The organism is Arthrobacter sp. AFG7.2, assembly GCF_002892835.1.
GTDB lineage: Bacteria > Actinomycetota > Actinomycetes > Actinomycetales > Micrococcaceae > Arthrobacter.
Genome location: NZ_PJMB01000002.1, coordinates 201790 through 227546, shown reverse-complemented (window position 1 = coordinate 227546; position 25757 = coordinate 201790). Strand labels below are relative to the sequence as shown.

30 protein-coding genes and 1 tRNA gene are annotated in these 25757 nt (G+C 63.6%); 16 read left to right on the top strand and 15 right to left on the bottom strand.

Annotated elements, in window-relative coordinates:
* Positions 1–24: 24 nt before the first annotated feature.
* Complete coding sequence (mshC, locus tag CXX84_RS04790; protein WP_102975562.1) at positions 25–1302, bottom strand: cysteine--1-D-myo-inosityl 2-amino-2-deoxy-alpha-D-glucopyranoside ligase; 1278 nt, start codon at positions 1300–1302, stop codon at positions 25–27.
* A gap of 15 nt (positions 1303–1317) precedes the next feature.
* Positions 1318–2151: an undecaprenyl-diphosphate phosphatase gene (locus CXX84_RS04785; protein WP_102975561.1), complete on the bottom strand. Its 834-nt coding sequence runs from the start codon at positions 2149–2151 to the stop codon at positions 1318–1320.
* A 52-nt stretch (positions 2152–2203) separates the two neighbouring features.
* On the opposite strand from CXX84_RS04785, the gene CXX84_RS04780 reads away from it, so the two are divergent.
* The gene (locus CXX84_RS04780; RefSeq protein WP_102975871.1) at positions 2204–3139 is read left to right on the top strand and encodes an aldo/keto reductase; all 936 of its coding nucleotides are present in this window, start codon (positions 2204–2206) and stop codon (positions 3137–3139) included.
* A 10-nt stretch (positions 3140–3149) separates the two neighbouring features.
* On the opposite strand, the gene CXX84_RS04775 is transcribed toward CXX84_RS04780, so the two are convergent.
* Positions 3150–3413: a hypothetical protein gene (locus CXX84_RS04775; protein WP_102975560.1), complete on the bottom strand. Its 264-nt coding sequence runs from the start codon at positions 3411–3413 to the stop codon at positions 3150–3152.
* A gap of 39 nt (positions 3414–3452) precedes the next feature.
* Between CXX84_RS04775 and CXX84_RS04770 the strand changes: the two genes are divergently transcribed.
* Positions 3453–3686, top strand: coding sequence for a DUF5703 family protein (locus tag CXX84_RS04770; protein WP_102975559.1), 234 nt, complete (start codon positions 3453–3455; stop codon positions 3684–3686).
* A 30-nt stretch (positions 3687–3716) separates the two neighbouring features.
* Here CXX84_RS04770 and CXX84_RS04765 read toward each other — a convergent pair whose 3' ends face one another.
* Together CXX84_RS04765 and CXX84_RS04760 are read right to left on the bottom strand one after the other, a co-directional pair.
* On the bottom strand, positions 3717–4877 hold the full coding sequence (locus CXX84_RS04765) for an acyl-CoA dehydrogenase family protein (protein ID WP_102975558.1): 1161 nt from the start codon (positions 4875–4877) through the stop codon (positions 3717–3719).
* A gap of 11 nt (positions 4878–4888) precedes the next feature.
* Positions 4889–6193: a M20/M25/M40 family metallo-hydrolase gene (locus CXX84_RS04760; protein WP_102975557.1), complete on the bottom strand. Its 1305-nt coding sequence runs from the start codon at positions 6191–6193 to the stop codon at positions 4889–4891.
* Positions 6194–6362: 169 nt separating this feature from the next.
* Between CXX84_RS04760 and CXX84_RS04755 the strand changes: the two genes are divergently transcribed.
* Positions 6363–6445: transfer RNA gene (locus tag CXX84_RS04755), tRNA-Leu, on the top strand.
* Positions 6446–6723: 278 nt separating this feature from the next.
* On the opposite strand, the gene CXX84_RS04750 is transcribed toward CXX84_RS04755, so the two are convergent.
* Complete coding sequence (locus tag CXX84_RS04750) at positions 6724–7230, bottom strand: DUF805 domain-containing protein (RefSeq protein ID WP_102975556.1); 507 nt, start codon at positions 7228–7230, stop codon at positions 6724–6726.
* Between the two features lie 250 nt (positions 7231–7480).
* Entirely contained in the window at positions 7481–7762 is a 282-nt protein-coding gene (locus tag CXX84_RS18965; protein WP_146031834.1) for a hypothetical protein, read from the bottom strand.
* 817 nt (positions 7763–8579) lie between these two features.
* On the opposite strand from CXX84_RS18965, the gene CXX84_RS04745 reads away from it, so the two are divergent.
* On the top strand, positions 8580–8894 hold the full coding sequence (locus tag CXX84_RS04745) for a hypothetical protein (RefSeq protein ID WP_223252971.1): 315 nt from the start codon (positions 8580–8582) through the stop codon (positions 8892–8894).
* Positions 8891–9040 (top strand): hypothetical protein, encoded by a 150-nt coding sequence (locus CXX84_RS19265; protein WP_223252970.1) that lies wholly within the window; start codon positions 8891–8893, stop codon positions 9038–9040. The genes CXX84_RS04745 and CXX84_RS19265 overlap by 4 nt, the downstream gene beginning before the upstream one ends.
* Positions 9041–9509: 469 nt before the next feature.
* On the opposite strand, the gene CXX84_RS04740 is transcribed toward CXX84_RS19265, so the two are convergent.
* Positions 9510–9809 (bottom strand): hypothetical protein, encoded by a 300-nt coding sequence (locus CXX84_RS04740; protein ID WP_223252969.1) that lies wholly within the window; start codon positions 9807–9809, stop codon positions 9510–9512.
* A 310-nt stretch (positions 9810–10119) separates the two neighbouring features.
* Between CXX84_RS04740 and CXX84_RS19470 the strand changes: the two genes are divergently transcribed.
* The 4 genes from CXX84_RS19470 (at position 10120) to CXX84_RS04710 (ending at position 13878) form a co-directional block, all read left to right on the top strand.
* Positions 10120–10266 (top strand): helix-turn-helix domain-containing protein, encoded by a 147-nt coding sequence (locus CXX84_RS19470; protein ID WP_102975870.1) that lies wholly within the window; start codon positions 10120–10122, stop codon positions 10264–10266.
* Between the two features lie 552 nt (positions 10267–10818).
* Complete coding sequence (locus CXX84_RS04725) at positions 10819–11841, top strand: DUF808 domain-containing protein (protein WP_102975553.1); 1023 nt, start codon at positions 10819–10821, stop codon at positions 11839–11841.
* Between the two features lie 745 nt (positions 11842–12586).
* The gene (locus tag CXX84_RS04715; RefSeq protein ID WP_189337503.1) at positions 12587–13024 is read left to right on the top strand and encodes a helix-turn-helix domain-containing protein; all 438 of its coding nucleotides are present in this window, start codon (positions 12587–12589) and stop codon (positions 13022–13024) included.
* A gap of 38 nt (positions 13025–13062) precedes the next feature.
* Positions 13063–13878, top strand: coding sequence for an IS3 family transposase (locus tag CXX84_RS04710; RefSeq protein ID WP_102975551.1), 816 nt, complete (start codon positions 13063–13065; stop codon positions 13876–13878).
* Here CXX84_RS04710 and CXX84_RS04705 read toward each other — a convergent pair.
* Positions 13857–14219, bottom strand: coding sequence for an IS30 family transposase (locus CXX84_RS04705; protein WP_411266195.1), 363 nt, complete (start codon positions 14217–14219; stop codon positions 13857–13859). The genes CXX84_RS04710 and CXX84_RS04705 overlap by 22 nt on opposite strands.
* 75 nt (positions 14220–14294) lie before the next feature.
* Here CXX84_RS04705 and CXX84_RS04700 point away from each other — a divergent pair, with 75 nt between their 5' ends.
* Positions 14295–14621, top strand: a complete 327-nt coding sequence (locus CXX84_RS04700; protein ID WP_223252968.1) for a hypothetical protein — start codon at positions 14295–14297, stop codon at positions 14619–14621.
* 25 nt (positions 14622–14646) lie between these two features.
* On the opposite strand, the gene CXX84_RS04695 is transcribed toward CXX84_RS04700, so the two are convergent.
* Positions 14647–15396, bottom strand: coding sequence for an HNH endonuclease family protein (locus CXX84_RS04695; RefSeq protein ID WP_102975550.1), 750 nt, complete (start codon positions 15394–15396; stop codon positions 14647–14649).
* A 134-nt stretch (positions 15397–15530) separates the two neighbouring features.
* Here CXX84_RS04695 and CXX84_RS04690 point away from each other — a divergent pair, with 134 nt between their 5' ends.
* Positions 15531–16187: an SGNH/GDSL hydrolase family protein gene (locus tag CXX84_RS04690; RefSeq protein ID WP_102975869.1), complete on the top strand. Its 657-nt coding sequence runs from the start codon at positions 15531–15533 to the stop codon at positions 16185–16187.
* A 26-nt stretch (positions 16188–16213) separates the two neighbouring features.
* On the opposite strand, the gene CXX84_RS04685 is transcribed toward CXX84_RS04690, so the two are convergent.
* From CXX84_RS04685 to CXX84_RS04675, 3 genes are all read right to left on the bottom strand, one after another.
* Positions 16214–16444, bottom strand: coding sequence for a hypothetical protein (locus CXX84_RS04685; RefSeq protein WP_102975549.1), 231 nt, complete (start codon positions 16442–16444; stop codon positions 16214–16216).
* Positions 16445–16515: 71 nt separating this feature from the next.
* Positions 16516–17490 (bottom strand): glycosyltransferase family 9 protein, encoded by a 975-nt coding sequence (locus CXX84_RS04680; protein ID WP_102975548.1) that lies wholly within the window; start codon positions 17488–17490, stop codon positions 16516–16518.
* Positions 17487–18632, bottom strand: a complete 1146-nt coding sequence (locus tag CXX84_RS04675; RefSeq protein ID WP_102975868.1) for a glycosyltransferase family 9 protein — start codon at positions 18630–18632, stop codon at positions 17487–17489. The genes CXX84_RS04680 and CXX84_RS04675 overlap by 4 nt, the downstream gene beginning before the upstream one ends.
* Positions 18633–18841: 209 nt before the next feature.
* Between CXX84_RS04675 and CXX84_RS04670 the strand changes: the two genes are divergently transcribed.
* The 5 genes from CXX84_RS04670 (at position 18842) to CXX84_RS04650 (ending at position 23505) form a co-directional block, all read left to right on the top strand.
* Complete coding sequence (locus tag CXX84_RS04670) at positions 18842–19144, top strand: DUF4193 domain-containing protein (protein ID WP_066275770.1); 303 nt, start codon at positions 18842–18844, stop codon at positions 19142–19144.
* Between the two features lie 159 nt (positions 19145–19303).
* Positions 19304–20044 (top strand): M50 family metallopeptidase, encoded by a 741-nt coding sequence (locus CXX84_RS04665; protein WP_102975547.1) that lies wholly within the window; start codon positions 19304–19306, stop codon positions 20042–20044.
* A gap of 9 nt (positions 20045–20053) precedes the next feature.
* Complete coding sequence (locus tag CXX84_RS04660; protein WP_102975546.1) at positions 20054–21154, top strand: glutathione S-transferase family protein; 1101 nt, start codon at positions 20054–20056, stop codon at positions 21152–21154.
* 42 nt (positions 21155–21196) lie between these two features.
* A complete protein-coding gene (locus tag CXX84_RS04655; RefSeq protein ID WP_102975545.1) occupies positions 21197–22306 on the top strand; it encodes a serine hydrolase domain-containing protein in 1110 nt (369 codons plus the stop codon).
* A gap of 146 nt (positions 22307–22452) precedes the next feature.
* Positions 22453–23505, top strand: coding sequence for an FUSC family protein (locus tag CXX84_RS04650; RefSeq protein ID WP_102975867.1), 1053 nt, complete (start codon positions 22453–22455; stop codon positions 23503–23505).
* Here CXX84_RS04650 and CXX84_RS04645 read toward each other — a convergent pair whose 3' ends face one another.
* Positions 23506–24417, bottom strand: a complete 912-nt coding sequence (locus CXX84_RS04645; RefSeq protein WP_102975544.1) for a MaoC family dehydratase — start codon at positions 24415–24417, stop codon at positions 23506–23508. It abuts the gene before it with no gap.
* Positions 24414–25754, bottom strand: a complete 1341-nt coding sequence (locus tag CXX84_RS04640; RefSeq protein ID WP_102975543.1) for a 3-oxoacyl-ACP reductase — start codon at positions 25752–25754, stop codon at positions 24414–24416. The genes CXX84_RS04645 and CXX84_RS04640 overlap by 4 nt, the downstream gene beginning before the upstream one ends.
* Positions 25755–25757: the final 3 nt, after the last annotated feature.

Below are 25757 nucleotides of genomic sequence, written 5' to 3'. Positions count from 1 at the left end.
TTCCTGGGGACCGGGACGGCTCCTTTAGATAAGAATGCCGAGCAGGGCGTCCACCGCATTCTTGACCAGGGCCTGGTCGGAAGGACTGGCCGGACCGCCGTCGGCGTTTGCCTGCTCCGCCCAGCGGGTGACGGAGGCGACGGCGGCGGGCGCATCCAGGTCAGTGGACAGCGCCGCCCGCATCTCGGCGACAAGGGGTCCGGCGGAGCCTTCGGGAGCGTGGCCGAGGGCGCGGCGCCACGTCGCTATTGTGGCCTTTGCTGCCTCAAATCCTTCATCCGTCCAGGACCAGTCAGAGCGGTAGTGGTGGGCGAGGATAGCCAGCCGGATCGCAGCCGGGTCCTCCCCTGCTGCCCGAAGTTTTGACACGAGCACCAGGTTGCCCTTTGATTTGCTCATCTTCTCGCCGTCCAGCCCCACCATGCCCGCGTGGGCGTAGTGCCTGGCCAGCGGGACGCCGGCGAGTGAGTAGGCGTGGCCGGCACCCATTTCGTGGTGGGGGAAGATCAGGTCCGAGCCGCCGCCCTGAACGGTGAACGGCGCGGGCAGGTACTTCTGGGCGATCACCGTGCATTCGATGTGCCAGCCTGGCCTGCCTGCTCCCAGGCCGCCGCCGGGCCAGCTGGGCTCACCCTCGCGCTCGACGCGCCACAGCAGCGGGTCCAACGCCTGCCGCTTCCCGGCCCGCCCCGGGTCCCCGCCGCGTTCGGCGAAAAGCTCCAGCATCTCGCTTTCGGTCAGCCCGGAGATCGATCCCAGGGTCCATGCGTCAGGTGCGACGGACTGCTTGCCCGCCGCCTCGACGTCGTAATAGACGTCCCCGTCAGGCTCGCCGTTGGTGCCTTGGACCGTGTAGGCCAGCCCGAGTTCCACAAGCCGTTCCACTTCCGGAACTATCAGCGCGATGGATTCGACTGCGCCGACGTAGTGGTCAGGCGGCAGGACGTTGAGGGCTTCCATGTCTGCCTGGAAGAGCTCGATCTGTCCGGTGGCGAGGTCCCGCCAGTCCACGCCTGTGGCGGTGGCACGTTCCAGGAGGGGATCATCAACGTCCGTGACGTTCTGAACGTAGGCAACGTCGAGTCCGGCGTCGCGCCAGGCCCGGTTAAGTAGGTCGAAGGCCACATAGCTGGCTGCGTGGCCCATATGCGTCGCGTCGTACGGTGTGATGCCGCAGACGTACATGGACGGCCGGCCCTCGTTTTCCAGGGCCACCTCCCGGCCCGCGGCGGTATCAAACAACCGGATGGCGGGCATGGTGCCGGGCACGCGGGGAACAGGGCGGGAAGTCCAGGATTTCACAGACCAAGCCTAGTGCTAGGCGCTGATGACACCGAAACCGAGGAGGAGGTACAGGGCCATGCCCAGGAAAATCCGGTACCAGACAAACAGCCGGTAGCTGCGGGTGGAGACGAACTTCAGGAACCATCCGATAATGACGTAGCCCACCACGAAGGCGATCACGGTGGCCAGGGCAGTTTCGGGCAGCCCGTAGGGGCCGCTGATTCCGTCATCGGACACAGTCTTGTAGAGCTGGAAAAGGCCGCTGCCGAATACTGCGGGGATCGCCAGGAGGAAGGAGTAACGAGCCGCCGCCTCCCGGGTATAACCCATCAGCAGTCCCGCGGTGATGGTGCCGCCGGACCTGGAGACGCCCGGGATGAGCGCCAGCGCCTGGGCAAAGCCGTAGAGGATGCCATGCTTGTAGGTTAACCGGCTCAGGTCCCGTTCCTGCCGGCCTGTGGCGTCCGCCACGGCCAGGAAAATGCCGAAGACGATCAGCATGGTGGCGACGATCCACATGCTGCGGAGCACTGATTCGATCTGGTCCTGGAACAGCAGGCCCAGGACCACGATGGGCAGGCTGCCCAGGATCACCAGCCAGCCCATCCGGGCGTCAGGATCCTGGCGCGGCACTTTTCCGCTGAGGGATCCTGTCCACGCTTTGACGATCCGGACGATGTCCCGCCAGAAGTAGACCACGACGGCGGTTTCGGTACCGAGCTGCGTGATGGCCGTGAAAGCCGCGCCTGGATCTGCCGCATTGGGCAGGAGCTGTCCCACAATCCGAAGATGAGCACTTGAAGAAATGGGTAGAAATTCGGTCAGTCCCTGCACAAGGCCCAGCAGGGCCGCCTCAAACCAGTTCACGCTAAGACCCTACGGCATGGGCAGTGCCGGTTCTGCCCGTAAGCTTGCTGCTATGCAGCAGCGTTACGTCGGCAACAGTGGATTGCGTGTGTCAGCCCTTTCCCTTGGCACCATGGGCTGGGCCGGCGAAACCGACGAACAGGACGCCTCGGAACTCCTGCGCACCTTCCTGAATGCGGGCGGCCGGCACGTTGATACTGCTGCCTCCTACGCGGACGGACGGTCAGAGGCGATGATCGGCTCGCTGCTCGGCGACGTCGTCGCGCGGACGGAGATTTCCATCTCCACCAAGGCAGGAATGACGACGCCGGACGGCCGGCGGGGCGTGGACACGTCCCGCACTGCGATGCTTTCCGGCCTCGACGCCAGCCTTGCCAGGCTTGGCACCGACTACGTGGACCTCTGGTTTGCACAGGCCTGGGACGGGAACGTTCCGCTGGAGGAAACACTGTCGGCGATGGAATTCGCGGTCCGTACAGGCCGGGCACGGTATGCGGGCGTTTCCAACTTCAATGGATGGCAGACGGCGAAAGCCGCCGCCGTAGCCGGGTTCCCGCTGGTGGCCGCGCAGGCAGAGTATTCCTTCCTGCAGCGCGCGCCGGAAGCTGAACTGATCCCTGCCATCGAGGATGCCGGGCTGGGCCTCATGGCCTGGGGGCCGTTGGGACGCGGTGTGCTCACCGGGAAGTACCGGGGCGCCATACCGTCTGGATCACGGGCAGCGTCAGGGGCAGAAGCCGGGTACGTGGAGCCGTATCTTAAGGAGAAGCCGTCACGAACCGTCGAAGCCCTGTGCATGGCTGCCAAGGGCCTGGGCCGGACGCCACAGGATGTTTCCCTCAGCTGGCTCCTGTCACAGCACGGCGTAGCCAGCGCCATAGTGGGTCCGCGAACGCCTGCCCAGCTTAAGGAGCTGCTGGACGCCCAGCTCACGCCGCTGCCGCCCGAGATAGCCCGGGCCCTGGAGGATGTTTCAGCACCGCAGTAAGGGTGCAATCCTACTCCTGAACGATTTCCAGGTCCTCGTCGTCCACTTCGCTATCTTCGTCCTCGTCGTCCTCGTCATCAAAGACCTGGAGCGGAGTTACCTCGTTATAGGCCTCGTAGAGTGCGTCCTCGTAAACTTCGAAGGCATCTGCGACTGCGAAGAACGCCGCCTCCACGGAGGGATCACCATCTCCGCGGCGGTTGGTTGCTGCTATAAGGTGTTCTTCCAAAGCGGTGGTCAGGGACGAAAGCGCGACACGCGGATCGATGCTCATGACTTCACGTTAGCCGGAAAAGGACGAAAATGGAGAGCAATGAAGGAACAATTTCTCACCAGCTCGGTCCAGCGGGAACGGGACTATTTGAGGCAGTACGAGTACCTCGTACTGACGGTCAGTCCTGAGGATTCACTGCCTGAGGCGCGGCGCCGGCTCGTTGAACATTCCGAGTACGGCAAGTGGGAACTGGAACGCAGCAAGCTATATGTCGGCGGAGGCCGCCGCTTTTGGCTTCGCCGCCGGGTGATGCAGGTCCAGCGGACCGTCTGAGGCGCGCTGCCTTCTTGCAATGCCCGCAGCTCAGTTTTCCAGCGGACCCAGCCAGGCGTTGGCGACCGTGTTGTGTGCAGACTCGTCGTCCGACGGGTGGAACATGCCGGCAAGGACGTCCCGGTAGAGCCGTTCGAGTTCCGAACCCCGGAAGTAGCTGGAGCCCCCGCTGACGCGGATGGACAGGTCAACAACCCGCCGTGCAGTCTCGGTTGCGTTGACCTTCAGGCCCACCAGCTTCGGAAACCATTGCGGACCGTGATCCACCAGGGCATCCACATCAGCTGCCACTCCCGTCAACTGCGGATACAGGTTGTCCATTGCCATGGCAGCTTCGGCGACCTTCCAGCGGATGTCCGGGTCCTGAGCGTAGCTGCGGCCGCCGTTCTTGAATGAGGTGCGGCGTTTGACGGTCTCCACGCCCACTGCAAGGGCGCGCTCCCCCAGTCCCGTGTAGACCGCGGCAAGCAGCGTCTCGAAACAGGCAAAGATGGCGAAGATCAGGGGGTCCCGGCTGGGCCCGACGGGAATCCTGCGAAAGATTCTTTCCTGCGGCACCCGGGCGCCGTCCAGGACGGTAGTGCCCGACTGGCTTGCCCGCATTCCCAAGGTGTCCCAGTCGTCCATAATGCGGTATCCGGGCGTGTCTCGAGTGATAAAACCGTGGACCAGTTCGCCCTCGCCTTCCCTGCCGGAGGCGTCCTTGCCGAAGATTCCCAGCCTGGTCCAGGCGGGTGAGAGGCTGGTGAAGATCTTGGTACCACTGAAGGAGTACCCGCCATCGGGCAGGGGCGTGGCCGTGGTCCGGGAGTCGAACAGGACCGAATCGTTCCCGGCTTCCGAATTGCCGAACGCGAAGATTTCGCCACCGGCTGTTTCCTTGAGCACGAAGTCCAGGGAATGGTCGCCCCGGGCTCCGAGGACATGCGCGACGCCGGTCCACACCAGGTGCATGTTCACCGCCAGTGCGGTGGCTGGCGCGGCCGTTGCCAGCCTCCGCTGGCACTGCGCCGCCGCTTCGAGGCCAAAGCCCATTCCGCCGTCGGACACCGGGACGAAGAGCTTCAGGTATCCGGCCGCAACCAGGTCCTGAAGGTCCTCATGGAAAAACGTGTTGTCCCTGTCGTAGCCTGCGGCCCGGCCGCGGATTTTCTCCAGGAGGGCATCGGGCAGGATGTCATCGGGGGTCATGGGCTGCCGCCTCAGTAGTTGGTGAGGAGTGTGTTGAGTACCCTCGCGCCGAACTTGAGGGAGTCTGCGGGCACGCGCTCATCCACGCCGTGGAACATGCCCGTGAAGTCCAGCTCGTCCGGCAGCATCAGCGGCGCGAAGCCATAGCCCGTGATGCCCAGCCTGCTCAGGGACTTGTTGTCCGTTCCGCCGGAAAGCGTGTAGGGCAGGACCTTGGCGCCGGGATCCTCGGAATGCAGGGCATCGATCATGGAGTCCACGAGGTTGCCTGCGAAGGGCACCTCCAGGGACACATCGTTATGAACATAGCTCACGTCGACGCCTGCTCCCGCCAGTTCCCGGACGATCTCCAGTACCTGGTCCTGCTGACCGGGAAGGGTGCGGCAGTCGATCAGGGCCTCGGCGGACTCCGGGATGACGTTGTGCTTGTAGCCGCCCTTGAGCAGCGTCGGGTTGGTGGTGTTCTGCAGGGTGGCACCCACGAAGCGTGACACCGTGCCCAACTGGTCCAGCAGGCGGTCCGGATTGTCGGCGTCGAACTCCACACCGGTGAGTTCCGTCACTCCCTCCAGGAACTGCCGGGTAGTGGGCGTCAGTTCGATGGGCCATTTGTACTCACCGATGCGGGTGACGGCTGCAGCGAGGCGGGTAACGGCGTTGTCCGTATTGATCTGGGAACCGTGCCCTGCCCGGCCATGCGCCACCAGCCGAAGCCAGGAGATGCCCTTCTCCGCGGTTTGGAGCAGGTAGGTGCGCTGCCCGCCGATAGTGGCAGAGAAGCCTCCCACCTCGGAAATGGCTTCGGTGGCGCCCTCGAACAGCTCCGGACGGTTGTCAACGGCGTAGCGCGCTCCGTAGGCGCCGCCGGCTTCCTCGTCCGCGAAAAAGGCGAAGATGATGTCACGTTTCGGCTTTTTGCCTGACCTGGCAAAGCTGCGCAGGACGGACAGGATCATGGCATCCATGTCCTTCATGTCGACGGCGCCGCGGCCCCAGATCAGGCCGTCCTTCAGTTCAGCGCCGAACGGGTCCACTGACCACTGATCCTTGAGGGCGGGCACGACGTCGAGATGGCCGTGGACCACCAGGGCGCTGGCGGAGGGATCCTCGCCTGCCATCCGGGTGACGACATTGGCGCGGCCCGGGGCGGACTCAAATATCTCGGCTTCCAGGTCGACTTCCTCGATCAGCCCTGCGGCGTACTCAGCGGCAGCACGCTCCCCCGGTCCTGAACCGTCACCATAGTTTGAAGTATCTATCCGGATCAGTTCCTGGCAGATACGGACAACTTCATCCTCGGGCAGGACGTCAGGCATGGAGGGCTCCTCACTGGAAATGCTGGTTGGAACAGCGCTGAATAGCTGCCCTCAGCCTACCCACTTGCCCCGATTCCATGTTTCAGGAAAGTTCGTGTTAGAGTTTTTCTCGCTGCTTCGGAGAGATGCGAAACGCTGAAAGGCGGAAATGCTTCCCGAAATACCACCTGCGCGGGTGGCGGAATGGCAGACGCGCTAGCTTGAGGTGCTAGTCCTCGAAAGGGGGTGGGGGTTCAAGTCCCCCTCCGCGCACAAAGGGAAAGCCCCGGAAAATCACTGATTTTCCGGGGCTTTTTTGTGTCTGCAAAAACGCGTGAGGCCTTTCCATCCACACCAGTGCGACTATGCACCCCCGTCAGGGGGTTCGCCGCTTAGTAACTACATGGCCTGCGTCGAAGAAGGTTGTGCAGGGGAACCCAGCGTTGCTGAAGAAGTGACTCTTCGCCAGGCTGTTCGGGGGTAGCCGGGCACAACAGACAGACACAAAGAGGGGAAGGCCACAGCGGCCTTCCCCTCTTTGTGCCGCGACCCTAGGCCATCGGCTGGTCGTACTGCTGACCGGCCGGCTCAGGGCCGAGCAGCATGAATACCAGCACGATGATAGGGCCGGCGACCGGGACTAGGGCGAGCAGCAGCATCCAGCCGCTCTTGTTGCTGTCGTGCAGGCGCCGCACTGACAGTGCCAGCGAGGGGATGAAGAAGGCAAGGAGCCAGGTGGCCGCCAGGAGGATGCCGATGAGCGTCCCCAGTCCGGCGGTGGGGCCATAGCCGGTGTAGTTGATGCCTGCGGTGATCACGATGTTCAGGACGATGCTGACGATGATGGACACAAGCGTCCACCACCAGTATTCGCTGCGGCTGGCCCGGCCGGAGAATGTGGCGTACTTCTTGAAGAACCGCTTGACGGCCGCGGCGAACGGGGCGCCGTACCACGGAGCCCAAAGCGGCGGTTCACCGCTGCCTGCCCAAGACTGTTGGGACAAGTGCGGCTGCTGGGGCTGGTAAGGCTGCTGCGAGTGATATTGCGGGTGGCTCAAAGGTATTCCCCCAAATGACAAAGTAATGAGACAGGGCTGATCTTACGTTCACGTGGAGAACGAGGAACTGACCTGCGGTAACAATTCCCCCCATTCGCGGGACTGCCGTGCGCCGCCGCAGGCATGCACGCCCGGGTGCTTAAGCTGGCCTGGCAGGTTAAGCACCGGATCTACCGGCCCCCTGCGATTGACCGGGCCGTTCCACCACACAGGCCGTTGCGTGAGCAGGGTGGGCGCCAGTGGACGACAATCAGGACGGCGGCGGGGATGAGCATGAACGCCGCGGACAGCATCCGGCCCTGCACCTGGTCCCGCGGCATACCTTGACGGATTCCTGGCCCAGGACGAGCCCGGGAGTCCATGCAAGGATCACTGCCGCAGCGGCGCTGGTACCCAGGGCGGCCACCTTCACGAATACGGCAAGAGCGCAGTCCCGCCCCGTGGGCTGCGGCGTCCTGCATTTTCGATGTCCTGCGCCATGGCTGAGCCGCCCTGCGCCTCCCCGTCCCAGCCGGCGTTCAGTAACGCTCATGTGGGGACTCTAACTCCGGGGAACGACATATCGAGGACAGGACGAGACACCATGAGTACCAATGTATTAACCCAAACGACCACCGGCGCCGGTACGCTGTGGCGGGGCCAGACGGTCAGGGTGCACAAACTCGGCCATGACCTGGGGACCGGCGTTGTTGATGACCATACTGAGGACGGCTCCATAGCCTGGGTGGTGCTCGGCGGCGCCGGCGGCGCATGTTTATTGAGGAAGGCGCCCGCTATACAGTCCTCCCGCCGACGTCGGTCCGCTAATTCTCCGCAGCTACCTGCCGGGACGGGTGCCAGCCAAGCCATTGCATTTCTCCAGGACTTCCTGCGTTTGAATCAGCTTCCGCATTCTTCTCTACCACGGGCGCTCCCCCAAACTTTCGAACTCAGGCTGCCCGGGTTTTGTCAGCGGCGGGTGGAGAGGCCGGTCAGTGGCCGTGCACAGCGCCGCCGGCGCGCCCCTCCTGCTCCCCTTGTTTTCTTCATTACATCTTGCCGGCCAGCCGGTTCAGACAGGGAGGTCGTCCAGCTCCACGGGGTCTTGCCGGACTTCTCCTTCGTTTCGATTTTGCCCAGGACGCTGGTCAGAGCGGCCTTGTTGCCGGCTTTTCACGTGGACGGCGACGTTGCCTTTGAGCTTGTCCGTCAAGGACATGGTGTTGCCTCATTGTTCATTAGAGTGAGGTGTATGTGTAGGGAAAGCTGCCCGTAAGTCTCCGGGCGTGCTCAAGGAAGGTCCTGGCGGATGCCGCACACAACGTGCCAAAGACGTTTTTCGGACAGCTAGTCAGCATTAAGGAATCAGCATGGTCTACGACCGGGAGCGTATGCGGCACGAGGACGCGGTATACGCCGAGCACAAGAAGGCTGTAGCCGCCGGAGGGAAGCGCGTGCTCCGCAAGACCAGCGCCGGGGAGCTGCACAGCTACCCGGCGGAAGAAATCGGATTCACTCCCGGACGCGGTCATGCCCAGGTCAGCACCTGGTGGGGTATGGGAATCATCACAGCCTTCCTTGGACTCGTGCTGATCGTTGGCCTATGGCTGTTCCAGCGGCCGCTGTGGGAGGGCGGGCGCCGACGTGGGGCGCCCTGTGGCTCATTGGCTTCGCCGGACTCATGACGCTCTACACGTTCAACCTCGCCCGCGACGAATACCGGGCCACCAAGCTCCGCGGGCTGCGGGGCTCCCCCCAGCCGGGCACCTCCGGCCGAGTCGACGTCAACCTCTTGGAACTGGGGCAGCAAAAGAAAGAGCCGGGGCACTAACAGGGAACAGCGGCTGGTTGTAGCAGGACGTCCCTCACAGCTCGGCTAAGTTCTTCGGCATAACGGGGACGACGACTTGTGCCGATTCGTTGGCGGCGCGGGCGCCAGCGGCCTCCAGGGCTCGGTACAAGGATGAGGGGACCTCCACGGCGGAGCAGAAGTTGGAGCTCGAGATCCCGGACATCGACGGCGTGAGCGTCGGCGCGCTCCCTCCAGCCCCGTCCACGGCTCTGTCGGGTTACCCCGGCCGACCTTCCCGGCACCCCGGGATATCATGCAGTCCGTGGATCATTGGACGGCCGGTAGAGAGCTGTTAGGTGGCCCGCAAACTGCGGGAGTACATCGACTCGCCGGTATTGCGTCACCCTGGCGGCGCGGGCAGAGGCAATACCACTTACATCAAACCGGGGCAGTTTCGCTTCCCTCGGCCAAGCTGACCACGCTCAAGCTCTGCCCTGTCTGAGCATGTCTAGTCCAGGAAGTACTCCCGGAACCTTTCAAGGGAGGCACCGCCGGAATAGCCGAAGTCGCTGGCCCCAACCGAGACTGAGTCGTCCGGCGAGAAGATGCTGGTCGAGAAGGTGCCCCCGTCAAGGTGACTGGTTTCCTCCAGCATCGGCGGTAAGGCCCGCCTGAGGGCATCAGCGAGTTCAGCCTGGTCCATGCTGTTCCCGACGAGTTTCGCGGTGATGAAGTTGCCGGACGTGTTCATATTGACGTTGATCAACGTCGATTGAATGCCCGGAACCGTCATTGCAGCATCGTTCATCGCAATTTCGAGCTGGTCGGCCTTCGAGGGGCCAGTAGCCAGGCAGCCGGCGGTACTCAGTACGATGAAAGCCGCTGCGAATACTCGGGACGCTAGGAGAGGGTGGCGCATATTCGCTGCTTCCGTAGGGCTGAAGATGGCTGAAGCCGACTGTACCGGGACGGGCCCCTTTGTCAGAATCCAGGCGTAGGCGCTGGTTGTACCGAGTCAGGACGTTGGTTACATCATGAATAGGTGAAGACCTCTTAGGTTGGTGGTTACCACACACAGCCAACGACTAAGAGGTCTTCATGTTCCACCGTAATGCCGCCTGACCCCGACCGGTAGACGGATCCTCGTCGAACGCATCCTGGCCGGCCGTCCGATAGCCCATGTAGCCAAGGAAATGGGTATCTCGCGGACCTGCGCCCACCGCTGGATCAGCCGGTACCGGGCCCACGGCTTGGGCGGCCTTTAGGACCGCAGCTCCAGACCGAAGTCAGCCCGCATGCCACCCCGGAAGAAGACGTTGCCGACGTCCTGACCCAGCGCGGGGGCACCGGGAAGGCCCAATGGACCTGGCCGTGCGCTGAGGACCAGCGCCCGAACGGTCTCCCGGATTCTGGCCCGCGCCGGCATGCCACGCCTGACGAGAAAGGCCCGACCTGCGCCGGGTTCCTCACCCGCGCGGCGGCAGCCATGGTAGCCAACGGCGCACCGGTCAAACGCGTCATGACAGACAATGCCTTCGCCTACCGGCGGCTCTCCCTCGAATTCCACCGCGGAAGTCAGAACTGCATGTCTCAGTCCGACTTCCGGGGAATGTTCATTTTGAGACTTTCTTGTGTCCGCCGGTATTACAACAATTCCTGCGAATTGGGGCGCTGCAGGGTTACCTCCGTCCCGGAAGGGCCGCAACCTCCCCCTCCGCAGCCAGCCCGGCCACTATAATTTTCAGCATGCCGATCACGAGCCTTAATCGAGGCCCCCACGCCCAGCAGTCCCTCCCCGAGCAGCGCAGGAGCGGTCTGTGAGCGGCGGCCTCGTCGCCCTACTGGACGACATTGCAGCCCTGGCCCGCATAGCCGCAGCCTCGGTGGACGATGTTGCCGCCGGAGCAGCCAAGGCCGGTGCCAAGGCCGCCGGTGTGGTGATCGACGACGCCGCTGTTACGCCGCAGTACGTGTCCGGCGCCGACCCGTCCCGAGAACTGCCCATGATCAAGAAGATCTTCTGGGGCTCGCTCCGCAACAAGCTGCTGATCATCCTGCCGGCGCTGCTGCTTATCAGCGCCTTCATCCCCGGCGTTATCCCGTTCATCCTCATGCTGGGCGGCACGTACCTCTGCTACGAGGGTGCGGAGAAGGTGTGGCACAAGGTCCGCGGCGACCACTCAGATGAAAAGGCGCCGGCGGTGGAGCGGGGTCCGGAGGCAGAGGCCAAGGTCATCAAGGGCGCCATCACCACCGACTTCATCCTGTCCTGCGAGATCATGGTCATCTCGATGAACGAGGTGGCCGGTGATTCCCTGTGGGCCCGGGCTGTCATCCTGGTTGTTGTGGCTTTCGTCATCACGGTGGCCGTGTATGGTGCCGTCGCTCTGATCGTCAAAATGGACGACATTGGCCTGCACCTGGCAACAAAGGATTCCCCGCGTACCCAGCGCTTCGGCGAACTGCTCGTCAAGGGGATGCCCGCCGTCCTGGCCGGGATCACGTTCATCGGGACGATCGCCATGCTGTGGGTTGGTGGGCACATCATGTTGCAGGGTGCATACGACCTCGGCTGGCACGCGCCCTATGACCTGGTCCATGTCCTTGAGAAGCCTTTCGCCGGAATCGCAGTTGTGGGCGGCTTCCTGGCCTGGCTGGTGAACACTGTGTGCTCGGCCATCCTCGGACTGGCCTGGGGCCTCGTCATCATGGCTGTCGTTGGCCCGCTGCTCAAAGCCCTGCCGTTCGGCAAGAAGAAGGGCGGGCACGAAGAGGGCGACCTCCGCGCCGAACTCGCCGGCTATCGGCCGGAGAAACGTAACGGGTCTTCAGCGCTCTAACGCAGCAGAAACAAAAGCCCGCCGACTAAAGGCAATCCGATCCGACGCCTGCAAAGCTGAACAGTCAGTACTCAACGTTTGCCTGCGATGACGGCCCAGTCAGACACGGGCTGTCCAAAGAGGTTCGGTTTTTCCTGGCGGCCGCGATACCGATACTCGCTCAACAGTCAGCGCGTGCACGTTTCGGCCAAGATGGCGAGCATGTTCAGAAAGTCCCCAAACGCCCTCGGCGAGACGATGGATGTGAGGCGTGTTTTTAAGATGAGCGCCGGCGTGATTCCTGCCGGCTCGACCGGCATATCCCAGCCCTGAAGGGGTCTCTTAAAAAACTGTCGTTTTCAAGATGCTAGGCAGCCGAACTAAGAAAGTGCTTGCTTCCATGCCTCGCTTTGACAAGCTCCGGGCGTCGCCCGCCCACCTGTCTCATAACTAAGGATGAGTACACGAGGCGAATTCCAGTGGTGCCTGCAACACCGGACTTAGTTAACTGGGTTCGAGACTAGCTCGGCGAGGACTTCTGCGGGCGTTCGGTAGCCGTGTCGTTTACGTGGCCGGCGGTTGAGTTCCGCCGCGACGTTCTCGAGGATTCCAGGCCCATGGAAAGACAGATCGGTGCTTTTCGGGAAGTACTCGCGGAGGAGTGGAGTGGTCCCCGGAAGTTGGACACCCAATTTAGGATCCTTCTTCCAGGAGTAGTCAGATGTACTTGAGAAGCACGTTGAGTCACTCCGATGCAGTGTCTTCTATGGAGTTGTTCGAGCAGGGGCTGACTGCGAAGTCCGTCGCGCTGACTCTTGATTTAGCACCTAACCCTGTCCAAATGTTGTATCAGCGATGGCAGGTACGAGGATCGGGTGCGCTGATGACAAGAGACCGTAAGCAGTACGACATCGAAACCAAGCTTTTGATCGTGCGACGTCATCTTCAGGGCGTGTCCGGACGCGTCCTGGCCAAGGAGTACGACCTTCCCTCTCCCGGCACCGTCACGAACTGGACGAGAATTTACCGGCGAGACGGTGAAGACGGCTTACGCCCGAAAAAACGGGGCCGGCCACCGGTCGATCGCGAGAATCCAGTTCCGGAGGGCGAGGTCGAGCAACTCCGAAGGGAGAACGAGCGGTTGCGTGCGGAGGTGGCGTACCTGGGAAATTTGCGGGCCTTGAGGGCACAGGAACGACGCTGAAAGTTCAAGCGATCAATGACCTCAAGGCCCATCACCGGTTGCCGCTGTTGCTGCATCTGGCAAAGATTCCCCGGTCCACGTTCTACGACCACCGCAACCGGCTTACCCGGCCAGATCGGCACGCGGAACTCAAAGAAGCCATTCGTCAGGTCTTCACGCAGGCGCGAAGCGCTTACGGGCATCGACGCGTCCTGGCCATGCTCCTGCGACAGGGATGGATAGTGTCGAAGAAGACCGTGCTGAAGCTCATGCGCGGGCTCGGATTGCAAAGCCCGGTCCGTCGCCGGCGCAGATACAACTCCTTCCGCGGCGAGGTCGGTAAAGCGGCTGAGAACGTGTTGAACCGCCAGTTCGAGACCGCGGTCAAACACACTAAGTGGGCCACCGACGTCACCGAATTCACGGTGGGCACCTCCAAGGTTTACGTCTCACCGGTCCTTGATCTCCATGACAACCGGATCGTCTCTGTTATGGCAGGTCCGTCACCGAGCGTCAAAATGGTTACCGATGGCCTTCGCGCTGCGATCAGCGGCCTCGCTCCGAACGAGCGACCCCTGGTCCATTCAGATCAGGGGATTCAGTACCGGCATCCGCTCTGGCAGGACACGCTCCGCGAAGCCGGGCTGACGCAATCGATGTCCCGTAAGGGCACCTGCTTGGATAACGCCACCATGGAAGGGTTCTTCAGCCACCTTAAAGAGGAATGGTTCCGGATCCAGCAACCCAAGACCACCGAGCAGTTCCATACCGGTCTAACCGAGTATCTGCGTTGGTGGAACAGCACCCGAATCCAACGGAGACTCGGCTACCTCAGCCCCGACGAATACCTCGCTCACAACCTCGCCACCGCGTAACGTTTAATTAGGAGTCCAACATTTAGGGACCACTCCAGGAGCCCGTTGGTGTTTTCGTTGCTGCCGCGCTGCCAGGGCGAATGTGGCTCACAGAAATAGATCGGCATACCGGTAGCCATAGTGATCTCCTGATGCCGCGACATCTCCGCTCCTTGATCCCAGGTCGTCGAACGGCGCAGCTGCTCGGGGAGGGTATTCATCGCGGCGGCGCCGGTGCGGGCGGTGTGGTCCTCAAGCAGATGCAGCAACATCACGTATCCGCTAGTGCGTTCACCGAGGGTCCCGATCGCGGATTTCGATGCCGTTGAACCGTCGTCGTGGGTTGGTGGCCCACCGACTATGTCCCGACGGACGCATGCGCCTGGGTGGGCGCGCTCGTCGAGGTCGATCCGTCGGCTGAGGCCTTCGTAGACGCGATGACGGCGCAGACGTCAACGGCGAGCACTCGTCCCGTCGAGGTCCTGCTGGGCGATTACTCTGGCTTCGAGTCCGGCCACTGCGTCGAGCGCGACGTGGACATTACAGCCTGCGACCGCGGCAAGTTCTGCATCCACTCAGAATTCTCAAACGAATGCTCACGCTGGTACTCGAGCGCCGCTGAGCGCGAAACCTACCGGGTGGTCCACTTGAACGGCCAGCTCGCTGTGAACTGGACGGTTCAATTCCGCGAATCGGTCAATCCGGAACTGACGAGCGAGGCACGTGCCGTCTTCGACTCGATCGTGTTCAGATTTGGCAAATAACCACCGGTGAGTGCTCCTTCAGCCTTCACTTGCAGCCGGCCAGTATCCCGCTGATGGCGTCGTGCTCGGCTTGGGTGACCCACAGCTGGTACTTGGCTTTCACTGCGGTCTGGCGGGCAACATATTCGCAGCGGAACGGTTTGTGGGGCGGAAGCCAGGACGCCGCATCCTTATCGCCTTTGGCACCGTTGGTGGAGCCGTCCGCAGCCATCAGGTTCAGGGGATCGTTGGCGAACTGCTTCCGCTGCTCCGCGCTGAGCTGTTGCGCTCCCTTTTGCCAGGCGTCGCTGAGCGGAATGAGATGGTCAATCTGCACGGCGGAGCTGGTGTCCTGGCCCCGGACAAAGCTGATCGTGGTGCCGGTGTACTTATCAGCCAGGGTGCCGGTAGCCACCACGCAGTCCCGGGTGCCGGGTTTGAACGTCTCCGCCTCGAGATCACGGGCGAGGATGTCGTTGCGCGTGTCGCAGCCGTTCCGGTCCACGTCCGCCCACGCCGGTCCAAACTCTTCCCGGGTATACCCAGTTTTGGGTGCACGGCCCTTCACAGGGAGTGCCTCCAGCTGTAAGAGCGCTGCCTCGGCCTGGGCAGGGTCAAAGCCCGGTCCTGCTGGGGAACCCTGGGGAGGTCCAATAGCGACGCCTGGGCCGCCGTCGAGCGCCTCCGCAATTCCGGTTCCCGCCCGCACTGCGGCCTCGCAGCCGGTCAAGGCACCTGCAAGAAGGAGACCCGAGAGGACGGCAGATACGGTGGCGGCGTACTTAGTGAGCGGCATCGACTTTCCCGGGCAGGTGGCAGTTCACGCCAACGCTACCCGCGCAACCGGCCGGCACAGGGCAGGCCGGGACATCGTGCCCGTCACACTCCGAGGCACTGGCACGGCGCTGCGAAGGCGGGCAGTATGTGCTCATGGAGGAACTTCCGACGGCGAGCGCCGGCAGCGGCCATATGGTCCTGCTTGGTGATTCCATCTTCGACAACGGTGCCTACGTTGGCGGCGGCCCCGCTGTCATCGCTCAACTCAGGCAGGAGCTTCCGGGGTGGCGGTGCACGCTTTTGGCATTGGACGGCGACGTGATTTCCGGGGTGCCGCGCCAGGTGGCCTCGCTGCCTGGTGATGCAACACACGTGGTGGTGAGCGCCGGCGGCAATGACGCCCTGGGACACGCCCCGCTGCTGCAGGAGCGCCCACCCTCGGTGGGGGAAGCGCTGGGCATGCTGGGCGCTGCCCGGAAGCAGTTCGCAAGCGATTATCACGCCATGCTGGACCATGTTCAGGAGGCGGGACTGCCCGTCGCTGTCTGCACCATCTATGACACTCCCCCGTCACAGCCCGGCCAGGACGTGATCCAGGCAGCTCTTTGCCTCTTCAACGACGCCATTACCAGGGCTGCCTTCTCGCGGGGTGCGGCCCTGATCGATCTTCGGCTGATCTGCAATGAAGACGCCGACTACGCAAACCCGATTGAGCCGTCGTCGCAGGGCGGACAGAAGATCGCCCGCGCTATCGCGTCGTTCGCCAGGCTGGGAAAACCAGCAGCCGCGTCCCTCGTGATTACCCGCTGAGGGCGGCGGCCGGAGGGTGCCCCTTGTCAGTGCGGGCGCAGCCGGCGGGGCCGGTGGCGCCGGCCTTGTCCCTCCAGCCGGGAGCCCTCAACCACGGGTTGGTACTGGATCCTCCGTTTGCCCTGCCGGCTTGCCTTGCGCTCCTGGCGCCGGGCTTTCCTCTCCGCACGGTCAATGGCGGACAAGATTGCGAACGTTCCCACAATCCAAAGGAACGCCACTGTCAAAACCAAGGCAATTTCGATGTCAGTGCCCATAGCCCAATTTTAGGACTTTGCCGCCCTGTGCAGGAGCCCTGGGTGGACCCATTTTTTAATATGGGAATACGCTAGAGCGCACCGAGTTCCCGTACCGCGGACAGGACATCCTGGACCGTCACAGCCAGCAGCGCCGGGTCCGGATCCACGGCAAAGGTCTCGCCTCGCCGCAGCTCGGCACGGGTCAGGACCACGTGCGGGCCTGGCGGCGGGCCCCAGATTTCGGGCGGGGCCGGACCAAACAGCACCACCGACGTCGTTCCGTATGCTGAGGCGAGATGGGCGGCACCGGTATCCGCGGAAACTACAAGGCGGGCGGCAGCAATGGTGGCAGCGAACTCCCCCAGTCCAAGCTTTCCGGCCAGCACCGCTTGGTCCGGAAGGCCAGCAAGCCGGCAAACGTCCATGGCCCTGTCCCGTTCGCCGGTGCCACCGGTGAAGACGATCCTGTGCCCTGCGTTATCCAACGCCGCGGCTACGGCTGCGAAACGGTCGGCGGGCCACAGCCTGCTGCCGTAAGCGGCACCGACATGCAAAACCGTGGCTCCCGGAACAGGACTGGGAACATGGGGGGTGTTCAACTGCACATCCAGCGGGTCCGCTTCAATCCCATGCCATTCGAGAAGCTTTACCCACCGCTCCCGTTCATGCAGTTCGTTGCGCCACGGCGGCCCGTCCCTGTGCTCGCTCCGGTGGCCGATGGTCCACCGTGCCTTCAGCGCCTCAATCCGCCCCTGGCTTTCCGGGCCGCTGCCGTGCAGGTTTACTGCCACGTCAACAATACCCGCGTCCATCGCCAGAGGCTCGTCCAGGCCATGGGTTGGCAGGAGTTCGTAGCCGCCCACCAGCCCCAGCGCCTCGGACAGCCACCCCTGCGCCGCATAGCGCAGCCGGTGCTCGGGAAAAGCCCGGCGGAGAGCTTTGAGGGCGGGCACGGCGACCAGCAGGTCACCCAGCTTCAGGGCCCGAAGGACCAGCAGTTCCGGCTTTCCATCCAGATGGTTCCCCGGTTCACTTGCAGCGGGGAGGGTCCCGGCGCCGTTCATGCATCCTCCTTGGCCCGCTCGGTGGCCGCCAGGCTCCGCACGTCCTCATAGACATCCTGGACCGCAACATCCGCCACCACCGAGTCATTGTGCGGGCACCGCGGCGCCGTCCAGCCAACCTGCGTTACGTCTATCCCGCAGGTGGGGCAGGCGGTTACCCACGAGGCGCGGATGCGGTGCAGGCTCCTGCCCAGCGCTCCGGCATTGATGACGTTCCCTGCCCAGAAGATTCCCACGGTAGGGATTCCCAACGCCTGTGCAAGGTGGCGCGGGCCGCTGTCGTTACCAACCACCACAGCTGCATCCGTCAGGACCCCCACGAGCCCCGCCATGTCCAGGTCTCCCGCGAATGAGTGGACGTGCGCGGAAGCCGCCTTCGCCACAATCTGTTCGGCCAGGTCCTGCTCGCTCGCGTCCCCAATGACCGCAACCAGGAAGCCGTCGGCGGCGCAAGCGGCCGCAAGTTCAGCGAAACGTTCAACCGGCCAACGACGGCGGGGATCCGTCGCGCCGGGGTGAATCACAACCAAAGGTTGGGTGCCGTCGTCGTCCATCACGACGGCGGGGCGTGCCGCGTGCGCTGCCGGCGCCAGGCGTGCCTCCAGATCAACGGGAAAAGCCCCGGCCAGGCCGGCCACTTCCAGGGCCCTCAGCGGCTCATGCTGGTAATAAAGGTAGGGAACCGTCCGCTCGAGGCTGGCCGCGTCCGACGTGCGTGTGCCCACCGTGTGCCGTGCCCCCAGGCGAAGGAGGAACGGGTTGGAATACCGGCCGCCCCCATGGAGCTGGACTGCCACGTCGAATGCCCGCCCGCGCATGCCGTCAAAGAACGATTCCAGCTCCTCCTCGTTTTCTTCCCCCGGGCGGACGCCTTCAGCAAACGGGAGGACGCACACCTCGTCCACAGGACTCTTCGTTGCGGCGAGCAGCGCCTGGTGGACAGGGGTGCCCAGCAGCGTGAGGGTAGCGGCGGGATAGGCTGCCTTCAGCGCTGCCATGGCGGGGATGGCGAAGATCAGGTCGCCCAGGCCGCCACCGCGCAACACCACGATCCTCGATACGTCGTCGAACTTTTCCAGTACAGGACCAACGCCTGTGCCGACCCGCCGGGAACCACCGAACTCTGCAGTGAGCTGCTCCACCTGCACCCCTTACTGTTAGTGCGGAGGCGGCGCATAACGCCCCGTCCTCCGCTGCCCGTGCAGCCACACTACGGCGATAAGCCGCAGGCTGCCTTCTTTGAACCTGTACCCAGCGGACGGTCAATATACTCCGGCTATTGGGGAATAGGGGCGTGATGCTGTACGTTTCATACGCGACAGGCGAACCAAAGAAAAGAGAAGCACCTAAAGTGGCAACCGATTACGATGAACTGCGTTCCGACGTCAAGGAATCGCAGGACAACTCACTCGAGCAGCTCCAGTCAGCAAATGCTCCGGACGCACGCAGTGTTGTGCTGGAGCTGGATGAAGCTGACGGCCTGGACGGCGCCGGCGTTCCCGGCGGCGAGTTCGTTGCAGAAGAACTCGTGGTACAGGTCATCCCGCAGGCAGAAGACGAATTCACCTGCTACTCCTGCTTCCTGGTCCGTCACCGGTCCCAGATTGCGCGCCAGAAGGATGGCCACAGCTACTGCACCGAGTGCGAAGGCTAGGCAGCACGTCCAGCGTGGGGCTTCGGCAACGTCCGCAGCCCCACCGATCCTGAGGCACGCCCGGCTGTTGGCGTGCCTTTCGGTTTTAAGCCTGCGCCCAGGTGCTCCCGGTACTGTGGCGCATATGGCACCCCTTAATCCAGCCGGCAAACAGCCCTGATGAACATACCCGCCGAGCTCTGGAACAGACTGCTGGATGCGTTTACCCGGGCAGATGCTCCACTCGTTACTCCTACCGAACTGGTACTGGCTTTCGTGGCAGCTGCTGCCCTGTCAGTACCGCGCCGTTCATGGAGGTACTTCGGGCTCCTGGCCACGGCGACACACGAAATGGGACACGCTGCTGCGGCGCTACTGAGCGGACAGCGGTTGTCCGGTATCCGGCTGAGCCTGGACCATTCCGGCACTACCACCACGTACAGCCGCAGCCGGTTCGCTGCTGCATGGTCATGCTTTTGGGGTTACCCGGTCCCGGCACTGGTGGGCGCCACGTTTGTCTTGTGCGGCTTCAGCGGCTGGGGGCCGGCAGTCATCACGGGCGGGGGCCTGGCTTTGGCCGCCTCGCTGCTGTTCCTCCGGAACCTCGCCGGCGTTATCATCACCATCGCCGCCATCGCAGCGACCCTGTTTTTGCTCCTTGTGGTACCGGAGGCCTTCGTCGGCCATGTGGCGGTCGTCCTGGGCGTTGCACTGCTGGTGGCTGCTGTACGGGACCTCATCAAGCTTGCCAACGTCCACCTCCGGCGGCGTGACAGGCTGACGAGTTCAGACGCCTACCTGCTATGGCGCGCCACAGCAGTTCCCTCCGCCGTCTGGATTGTCCTTTTCGCAGTCCTCGTGGCCGGATCCTGGCTGTGGGCCTGGCAGCCCATCTCCGTGGTCCTGGCCGCAGGAGCATAGGCTGGTCCCATGAGCCAGGAAACTGACAGCACCCAGCAGGCCGCAAAGGGAGAAGGCACAGACCACAGCACCCGCGGCGCCTACGTCACCGGTGGAGCGGAATTCAACCGCGATACCAACTACATTGAGGACCGCATCACCCGGGACGCTTCTCCAGGCGCCAACGGTGAACCGGGGTGGCCGGTGGAGGCCGGGCGCTACAGGCTGATCGCGGCCCGTGCCTGCCCCTGGGCCAACAGGACGGTCATTGTCCGGCGCCTCCTTGGCCTGGAGGATGCCATCTCGCTGGGACAGCCCGGACCCACCCATGATGCCCGCTCCTGGACCTTCGACCTGGATCAGGGCGGCGTGGACCCTGTCCTCGGAATCGAACGCCTGCAGGACGCCTACTTCCAGCGGTTTCCCGACTATCCCCGCGGCATCACGGTCCCGGCAATGGTGGATGTGGCGAGCGGGGCCGTGGTGACCAACAACTACCCCCAGATCACCCTGGACTTCTCGACCGAGTGGACGGAGTTCCACCGCCCGGGAGCTCCGGACCTGTATCCGGAGAACCTCCGAAAAGAGATTGACGACGTCAACAAGCGCGTTTTCACCGAGATCAACAACGGCGTGTACCGCTGTGGCTTTGCCGGTTCCCAGGAGGCGTACGACGCCGCTTACGCGCGGCTCTGGGCCGCCATGGACTGGCTCGAGGACCGGCTCTCACGGCAGCGCTACCTGGTGGGCGATACCATCACGGAGGCCGACGTGCGGCTATTCACCACCTTGGCGCGGTTCGACGCGGTGTACCACGGCCACTTTAAGTGCAACCGGCAAAAGCTCAGCGAGATGCCGGCTTTGTGGGGCTACTCGCGTGACCTTTTCCAGACTCCCGGGTTTGGCGACACCACCGACTTCGTGGAGATCAAGCAGCACTATTACATTGTCCATGAGGACATCAACCCCACCGGCATTGTTCCGGCGGGCCCGGACCTCAGCGGCTGGCTGGAATCCCATGGCCGGGAAGCGCTTGGCGGCCGCCCCTTTGGTGACGGGACACCGCCCGGCCCGGTGAAGGAGGGCGAAGAAGTAGCGCCCGGACACGGCGCCCCAACGCCACACCCCTAGGCAACAAAGGGCTGGTAAGCGCTTTCTGGATAGACTTGCGCCATGCAGAAATCTTCCGGCTTTGTGGCGCCCGAATACGGCAGCGTCCTGGACCTGTTCGAATCATTCCTTAGGGAGGACCCGGACTACAGCGCGCAGTTGGCGGCCTACAAGGACGGTGTCCAGGTGGTGGGACTGGCCGGCGGACCTGACATGGCTCCGGATTCCCTCACCGGGGCGTACTCCTGCTCCAAGGGTGTGGCCGCCATGGTCATCGGACTGCTGGTACAGGACGGGCTGCTTGACCTGGACCAGACCGTAGCCCATTACTGGCCGGAATTCGGGGAGCACGGGAAAGATCGGCTTCTGGTCAGGGAGGCCCTGTCCCACCAGGCGGGCTTGATGGGTATTCAAGGCGGCTTCGGGCTTGCCGAGTTCACCACCCCCGGCGCCGCTGCCCGGCTCGCCGCCACGGCCCCCACGTGGCAGCCCGGACGGCAGTTCGGCTACCACGCGCTCACCATCGGCATCATCATGGAAGAGCTGTGCCGGCGTACTGCGGGAGAATCGCTGCAGGACATCTATGAGCGGCGGATCCGGGCACCTTTTGGTGTCGATTTTTTCCTTGGCCTGCCGGCCGACCAGGAGTTCCGGTACAGGGACGTCCTCTATTCGGCAGAACCCGGCCAGCACTGGGTCGATCCCCTCAGCCTGGACGGCATGAACAGCAATGCCCCCGTGAGCACCATCATGGAACTTCCCAACATCCGGGAAGTACGGGCTGCAGGAATGTCTGCGGCGGGTGGCGTGGGAACAGCGGAAGGCCTGGCGCGCCTCTATGCCGCCGCAACCACCGGCGCACACGGAAATGCCCCGTTCTTCGAGGACGCGACCGTGGCCCGTATGACAGAGGAACAAGTATGGGGACTGGACCGGTCCTCGGGCCTGGACAACGCGTTCGCCGTCGTATTCATGAAGCCGCACCCGTCGCGCAACTTCGGCAGTTACCGCGCGTTTGGACATGAGGGCGCCAATGCAGCGCTTGGATTTGCGGATCCGGTGTACGGCCTCGGCTTTGGCTACATTCCCCAACGCCAGGAAGAGGGAAGAACTCCTGGCCGGGCCCATCGGCTGGCTGCTGAGGTACGCCGTTCGGCGGCTCTTTCGTCCTGAAAAAGCCATGATCAGTCCCACTGCGGGGCCCTGACCAGCAGCTTTGTCTGCGGCAGCAGAACCGCCATAGGGTGGTACAAATGCACAAGTCTCGAGCACGTCCGGATGCCCGGTGGGCCAAGGGGACCCTTTTCCTCAAACAGGCAGTGTCAGGACTCTCGGCCGCTTTTGCGGCGCAGCGGCTGCAGTTGGCTGCCAAGGCAGCAGTTGCAGCCGGGTTGGCTTTCGCTATCGCACCCCTGATGCCGGGTGCGGCAGCGAACTATCCCTACTACGCACCGTTGGGCGCCCTCGTGGCTATGTACCATAACGTGGCCGGCTCGGTGCGGCAGGGACTGCAGGCCCTTGCGGGCCTTGCCATGGGCATTGGTTTGGCATTCGTGCTGGTGACCGTCACTGATCCCTCCCCCTTTGCCGTAGCCCTGATCATGGGGATCGGTGTGCTGCTGGGCGGGCTCCCGGGCATCGGCTCGGGCAGCGACTGGATTCCGACGGCGGCACTTCTGGTCCTGCTGGTGGGCGGCAGTAATCCGGACGATTTTTCGTTCGGCTACCTGCTGCAGATGGGTGTCGGCGTCGCTGTTGGAATCGGCGTCAATCTCCTGATCTTCCCGCCGCTCCACTTCAATGCCGCGGCCGCAAGCCTCGATGACCTGCGCCTGGCACTCGGAAGACAACTTACTGACATGGGCATTGCGCTCAGGGAAGACTGGCCGCCCAAACACGAGGAATGGTCGCGCCGATCGGACGAACTCGCTGAGGCCGCCCGCTCAGTGCGGCATCTGGTCAAAGAGGCCGACGCCAGCCGCAGGGCAAACCCGCGGCGCAAACTGCACCCCCGCGACGTTGACCTGGACTACCGCAACCTGCGTGAACTTGAACGCGTCACCTTCCATATTCAGGACATCACCGATGTGCTGTCCGACGTCATCTGGGACAGCGACGTGCCGTACACGGTGCCGCTCGAAGACAACGCTCCGCTCTCAGATGCCCTGACCGCAACAGGTGATCTTCTGCGCTCGTTCAGCGAAGGGGACCCTGCGGAGCAGGACGAACACCTGAAGGCGGCAAAGGCGGCAGTGGAAGCCTGCATGGCAGCCACCGCCGGACGACAGCCGGAACACGGCATGGTGCCCGCTTCCGAATCGGTCCTCCTGAGCCTCCACCGCATTTTGCGGGCTGTCGGTACAGGCGGCTAGTCAGAGGGCGCCCACGGAGCCGTGGAAGTGCCGCCGCCCGGAGCGGGGATTCCACGCAACGAAGCCGGACCGGCTCCAAGCGCCGGCATCGTCCTCCACCGAGTTGATCTCCAAGGCAACCGTGCAGGGAAGGAACACCGGGGCATCGAATTCGACATCCCACGTGAAGGAATCACCACGTGACGGGCCCACGTCCGCGAGCGCCCGTGCGGCCAGGTACATCCCATGGGCGATGGACCGGCGCATTCCTAGCGCCTTGGCGGACAGAACACTCAGGTGTATGGGATTGAAGTCCCCGGACACGGCTGCGTACGCACGTCCGGTATCAACCCCCAGGTGCCAGAGCGCGGTGGGGTCCGGTGCCGTGAATTCTGTCCTGGCGGGAGCAGCGGATGCTTTATCGATTCCCGGCAGGAAGACTCCCTTCGCAAGATAGGTGGAGATTCCGAGCCAGCAGATTTCGCCAGAACCGCGGCGGCGGACTTCCGCGATGAGGTCCACCTGGGTGCCCGCGCGGTGCCCGCGCAGGTTTTCCACCCTGGCGGAGATGTCCAGGGTGTCCGAGAAGTGGAGCGGTACCCGCTGCTGGACGCTGTTGCGAAGGTGGATCATTCCCAGCAGGGGCAACGGGAAATCGTCCCTGTTCATCACGCTCATGGCCAGGGGGAAGGCGAGCGCGTGGAGAAAACCGGCGGGCAGCACGTCACTGGCTGTCTCACCAATGAGGTGCTGGTAGGCGGTGAGGGTGGCAACGTCCACGGTAACGCCACGCACTTCGTGGCTTTCGGCCGGCAGGACAGACCCTTCGTGGGTGCCCAGCAGCCGCCGGCGTGCTGCCTGTGCCGCGGCATTCACGTAGAGTTTCGACAGCGACGGCATCTCCCCCAGGATGACCGGCTGTGTGGAGGTCATGCCCCCACCATGTTCTGCCCGCAGACCCGCAAAACCTCTCCATTAATGCCTCCGGCGGCGTCGCTGGCCAGGAAGGCAATGGTTTCGGCTACGTCGGCTGGCTGGCCACCCTGCTGCAGCGAATTCAGCCGCCGGCCGATCTCCCTGACGGCGAACGGGATCCTCGCGGTCATGTCCGTTTCTATGAAACCGGGCGCCACGGCGTTGATGCTCCCGCCATGCCCGGCCATCAACAGAGCAGTAGCCCTGACCATTCCCATTACCCCCGCCTTGGACGCCGCGTAGTTGGTCTGCCCCCTGTTGCCGGCAATCCCGCTGGTGGAAGCAACTGACACAATACGCGGGGATTTACGGAAGTACTCAGACGCAAGCAGCGCTTCATTGATCCTGAGCTGCGCGGCAATGTTGATGCTGATAACGGAGTTCCATCGCACCTGGTCCATGTTGGCCAGCAGTTTGTCCCGGGTGATGCCCGCGTTGTGAACCATAATGTCCAGCCGCCCGTGACGCTGGGCGGCGTGCGCGATGATTCGCTGGCCCGCATCATCCCTGCTGATGTCCAGCTGCAGTGCGGTCCCCCGGACTTCGTTTGCCACTGCTGCAAGCTGGTCACCGGCAGCCGGAATGTCAACGAGGATAAGGGAGGCGCCGTCGCGGTGCAGGGTGCGTGCTATGGCGGCGCCGATACCGCGGGCAGCTCCGGTCACCACCGCAATCCGCCCTGCCAACGGCTTGTCCGGGTCCCTGGCTGGTACTCCCGAGGTGCCCGAAACAGTGAGGAACTGCCCGTCAACAAACGCTGAACGGCCGGAGAGGAAGAAGCGGAGCGCAGCCAGGGCGCTTGGGCTCGTGGCCTTGATGCCCTCCTGCAGGACAATGCCGTTACCGGTGGCGCCGCCGCGAAGTTCTTTGGCCAGCGAGCGCAGGAAGCCGTCAACCCCCTGCCGGGCCGCGGCGGCGGCAGGAGAATCAGCCTCCGACGCCGGGCGGGACACGGTGACAAGCCTGCCGTTGGGGGCAAGGTCACGCAACGAGGCGGCTGCAGACAGGATGGGCTTTTCGAGGTCCCCCGGATGCGATACCTCGTCCAGCGCCAGGATGATGGCACCCAGTTTTTCCCGGGGTACTGCATGCCTCCGGACGTCGAGGTCCCAGGAAAGAAGTTCTGCGGCGAGGTTGTCAGCTTCCGCTGTATTTCCCTGGACCAGGACGGGCCCCGTAATCAACGGCTGCCCGGGCTGGTACCGGCGGAGAACAGCAGGCTGGGGCAGCCCGAGCTTCCTGGCCACGTTCCTGCCAACGCCGTGGTTTACCAGCTGTGCGTACGTGTCTGTCATGTG

Bases quoted from the DNA above. Each gene is read 5' to 3' on its own strand.
- CXX84_RS04775 (WP_102975560.1), bottom strand. From the start codon at position 3,413: ATGAGCATCGATCCGCGTGTCGCGCTTTCGTCCCTGACCACCGCTTTG.
- CXX84_RS04685 (WP_102975549.1), bottom strand. From the start codon at position 16,444: ATGGGCACTGACATCGAAATTGCCTTGGTTTTGACAGTGGCGTTCCTT.
- CXX84_RS04695 (WP_102975550.1), bottom strand. From the start codon at position 15,396: ATGCCGCTCACTAAGTACGCCGCCACCGTATCTGCCGTCCTCTCGGGT.
- CXX84_RS18965 (WP_146031834.1), bottom strand. From the start codon at position 7,762: ATGAGCGTTACTGAACGCCGGCTGGGACGGGGAGGCGCAGGGCGGCTC.
- CXX84_RS04645 (WP_102975544.1), bottom strand. From the start codon at position 24,417: ATGACCTCCACACAGCCGGTCATCCTGGGGGAGATGCCGTCGCTGTCG.
- CXX84_RS04715 (WP_189337503.1), top strand. From the start codon at position 12,587: ATGGAGTTGTTCGAGCAGGGGCTGACTGCGAAGTCCGTCGCGCTGACT.
- CXX84_RS04760 (WP_102975557.1), bottom strand. From the start codon at position 6,193: ATGCCTGACGTCCTGCCCGAGGATGAAGTTGTCCGTATCTGCCAGGAA.
- CXX84_RS04740 (WP_223252969.1), bottom strand. From the start codon at position 9,809: ATGAACGATGCTGCAATGACGGTTCCGGGCATTCAATCGACGTTGATC.
- CXX84_RS04700 (WP_223252968.1), top strand. From the start codon at position 14,295: ATGACGGCGCAGACGTCAACGGCGAGCACTCGTCCCGTCGAGGTCCTG.
- CXX84_RS04745 (WP_223252971.1), top strand. From the start codon at position 8,580: ATGGTCTACGACCGGGAGCGTATGCGGCACGAGGACGCGGTATACGCC.
- CXX84_RS19265 (WP_223252970.1), top strand. From the start codon at position 8,891: ATGACGCTCTACACGTTCAACCTCGCCCGCGACGAATACCGGGCCACC.
- CXX84_RS04770 (WP_102975559.1), top strand. From the start codon at position 3,453: ATGAAGGAACAATTTCTCACCAGCTCGGTCCAGCGGGAACGGGACTAT.
- CXX84_RS04655 (WP_102975545.1), top strand. From the start codon at position 21,197: ATGCAGAAATCTTCCGGCTTTGTGGCGCCCGAATACGGCAGCGTCCTG.
- CXX84_RS04690 (WP_102975869.1), top strand. From the start codon at position 15,531: ATGGAGGAACTTCCGACGGCGAGCGCCGGCAGCGGCCATATGGTCCTG.
- CXX84_RS04660 (WP_102975546.1), top strand. From the start codon at position 20,054: ATGAGCCAGGAAACTGACAGCACCCAGCAGGCCGCAAAGGGAGAAGGC.
- CXX84_RS04780 (WP_102975871.1), top strand. From the start codon at position 2,204: ATGCAGCAGCGTTACGTCGGCAACAGTGGATTGCGTGTGTCAGCCCTT.
- CXX84_RS04765 (WP_102975558.1), bottom strand. From the start codon at position 4,877: ATGACCCCCGATGACATCCTGCCCGATGCCCTCCTGGAGAAAATCCGC.
- CXX84_RS04640 (WP_102975543.1), bottom strand. From the start codon at position 25,754: ATGACAGACACGTACGCACAGCTGGTAAACCACGGCGTTGGCAGGAAC.
- CXX84_RS04665 (WP_102975547.1), top strand. From the start codon at position 19,304: ATGAACATACCCGCCGAGCTCTGGAACAGACTGCTGGATGCGTTTACC.
- CXX84_RS04680 (WP_102975548.1), bottom strand. From the start codon at position 17,490: ATGAACGGCGCCGGGACCCTCCCCGCTGCAAGTGAACCGGGGAACCAT.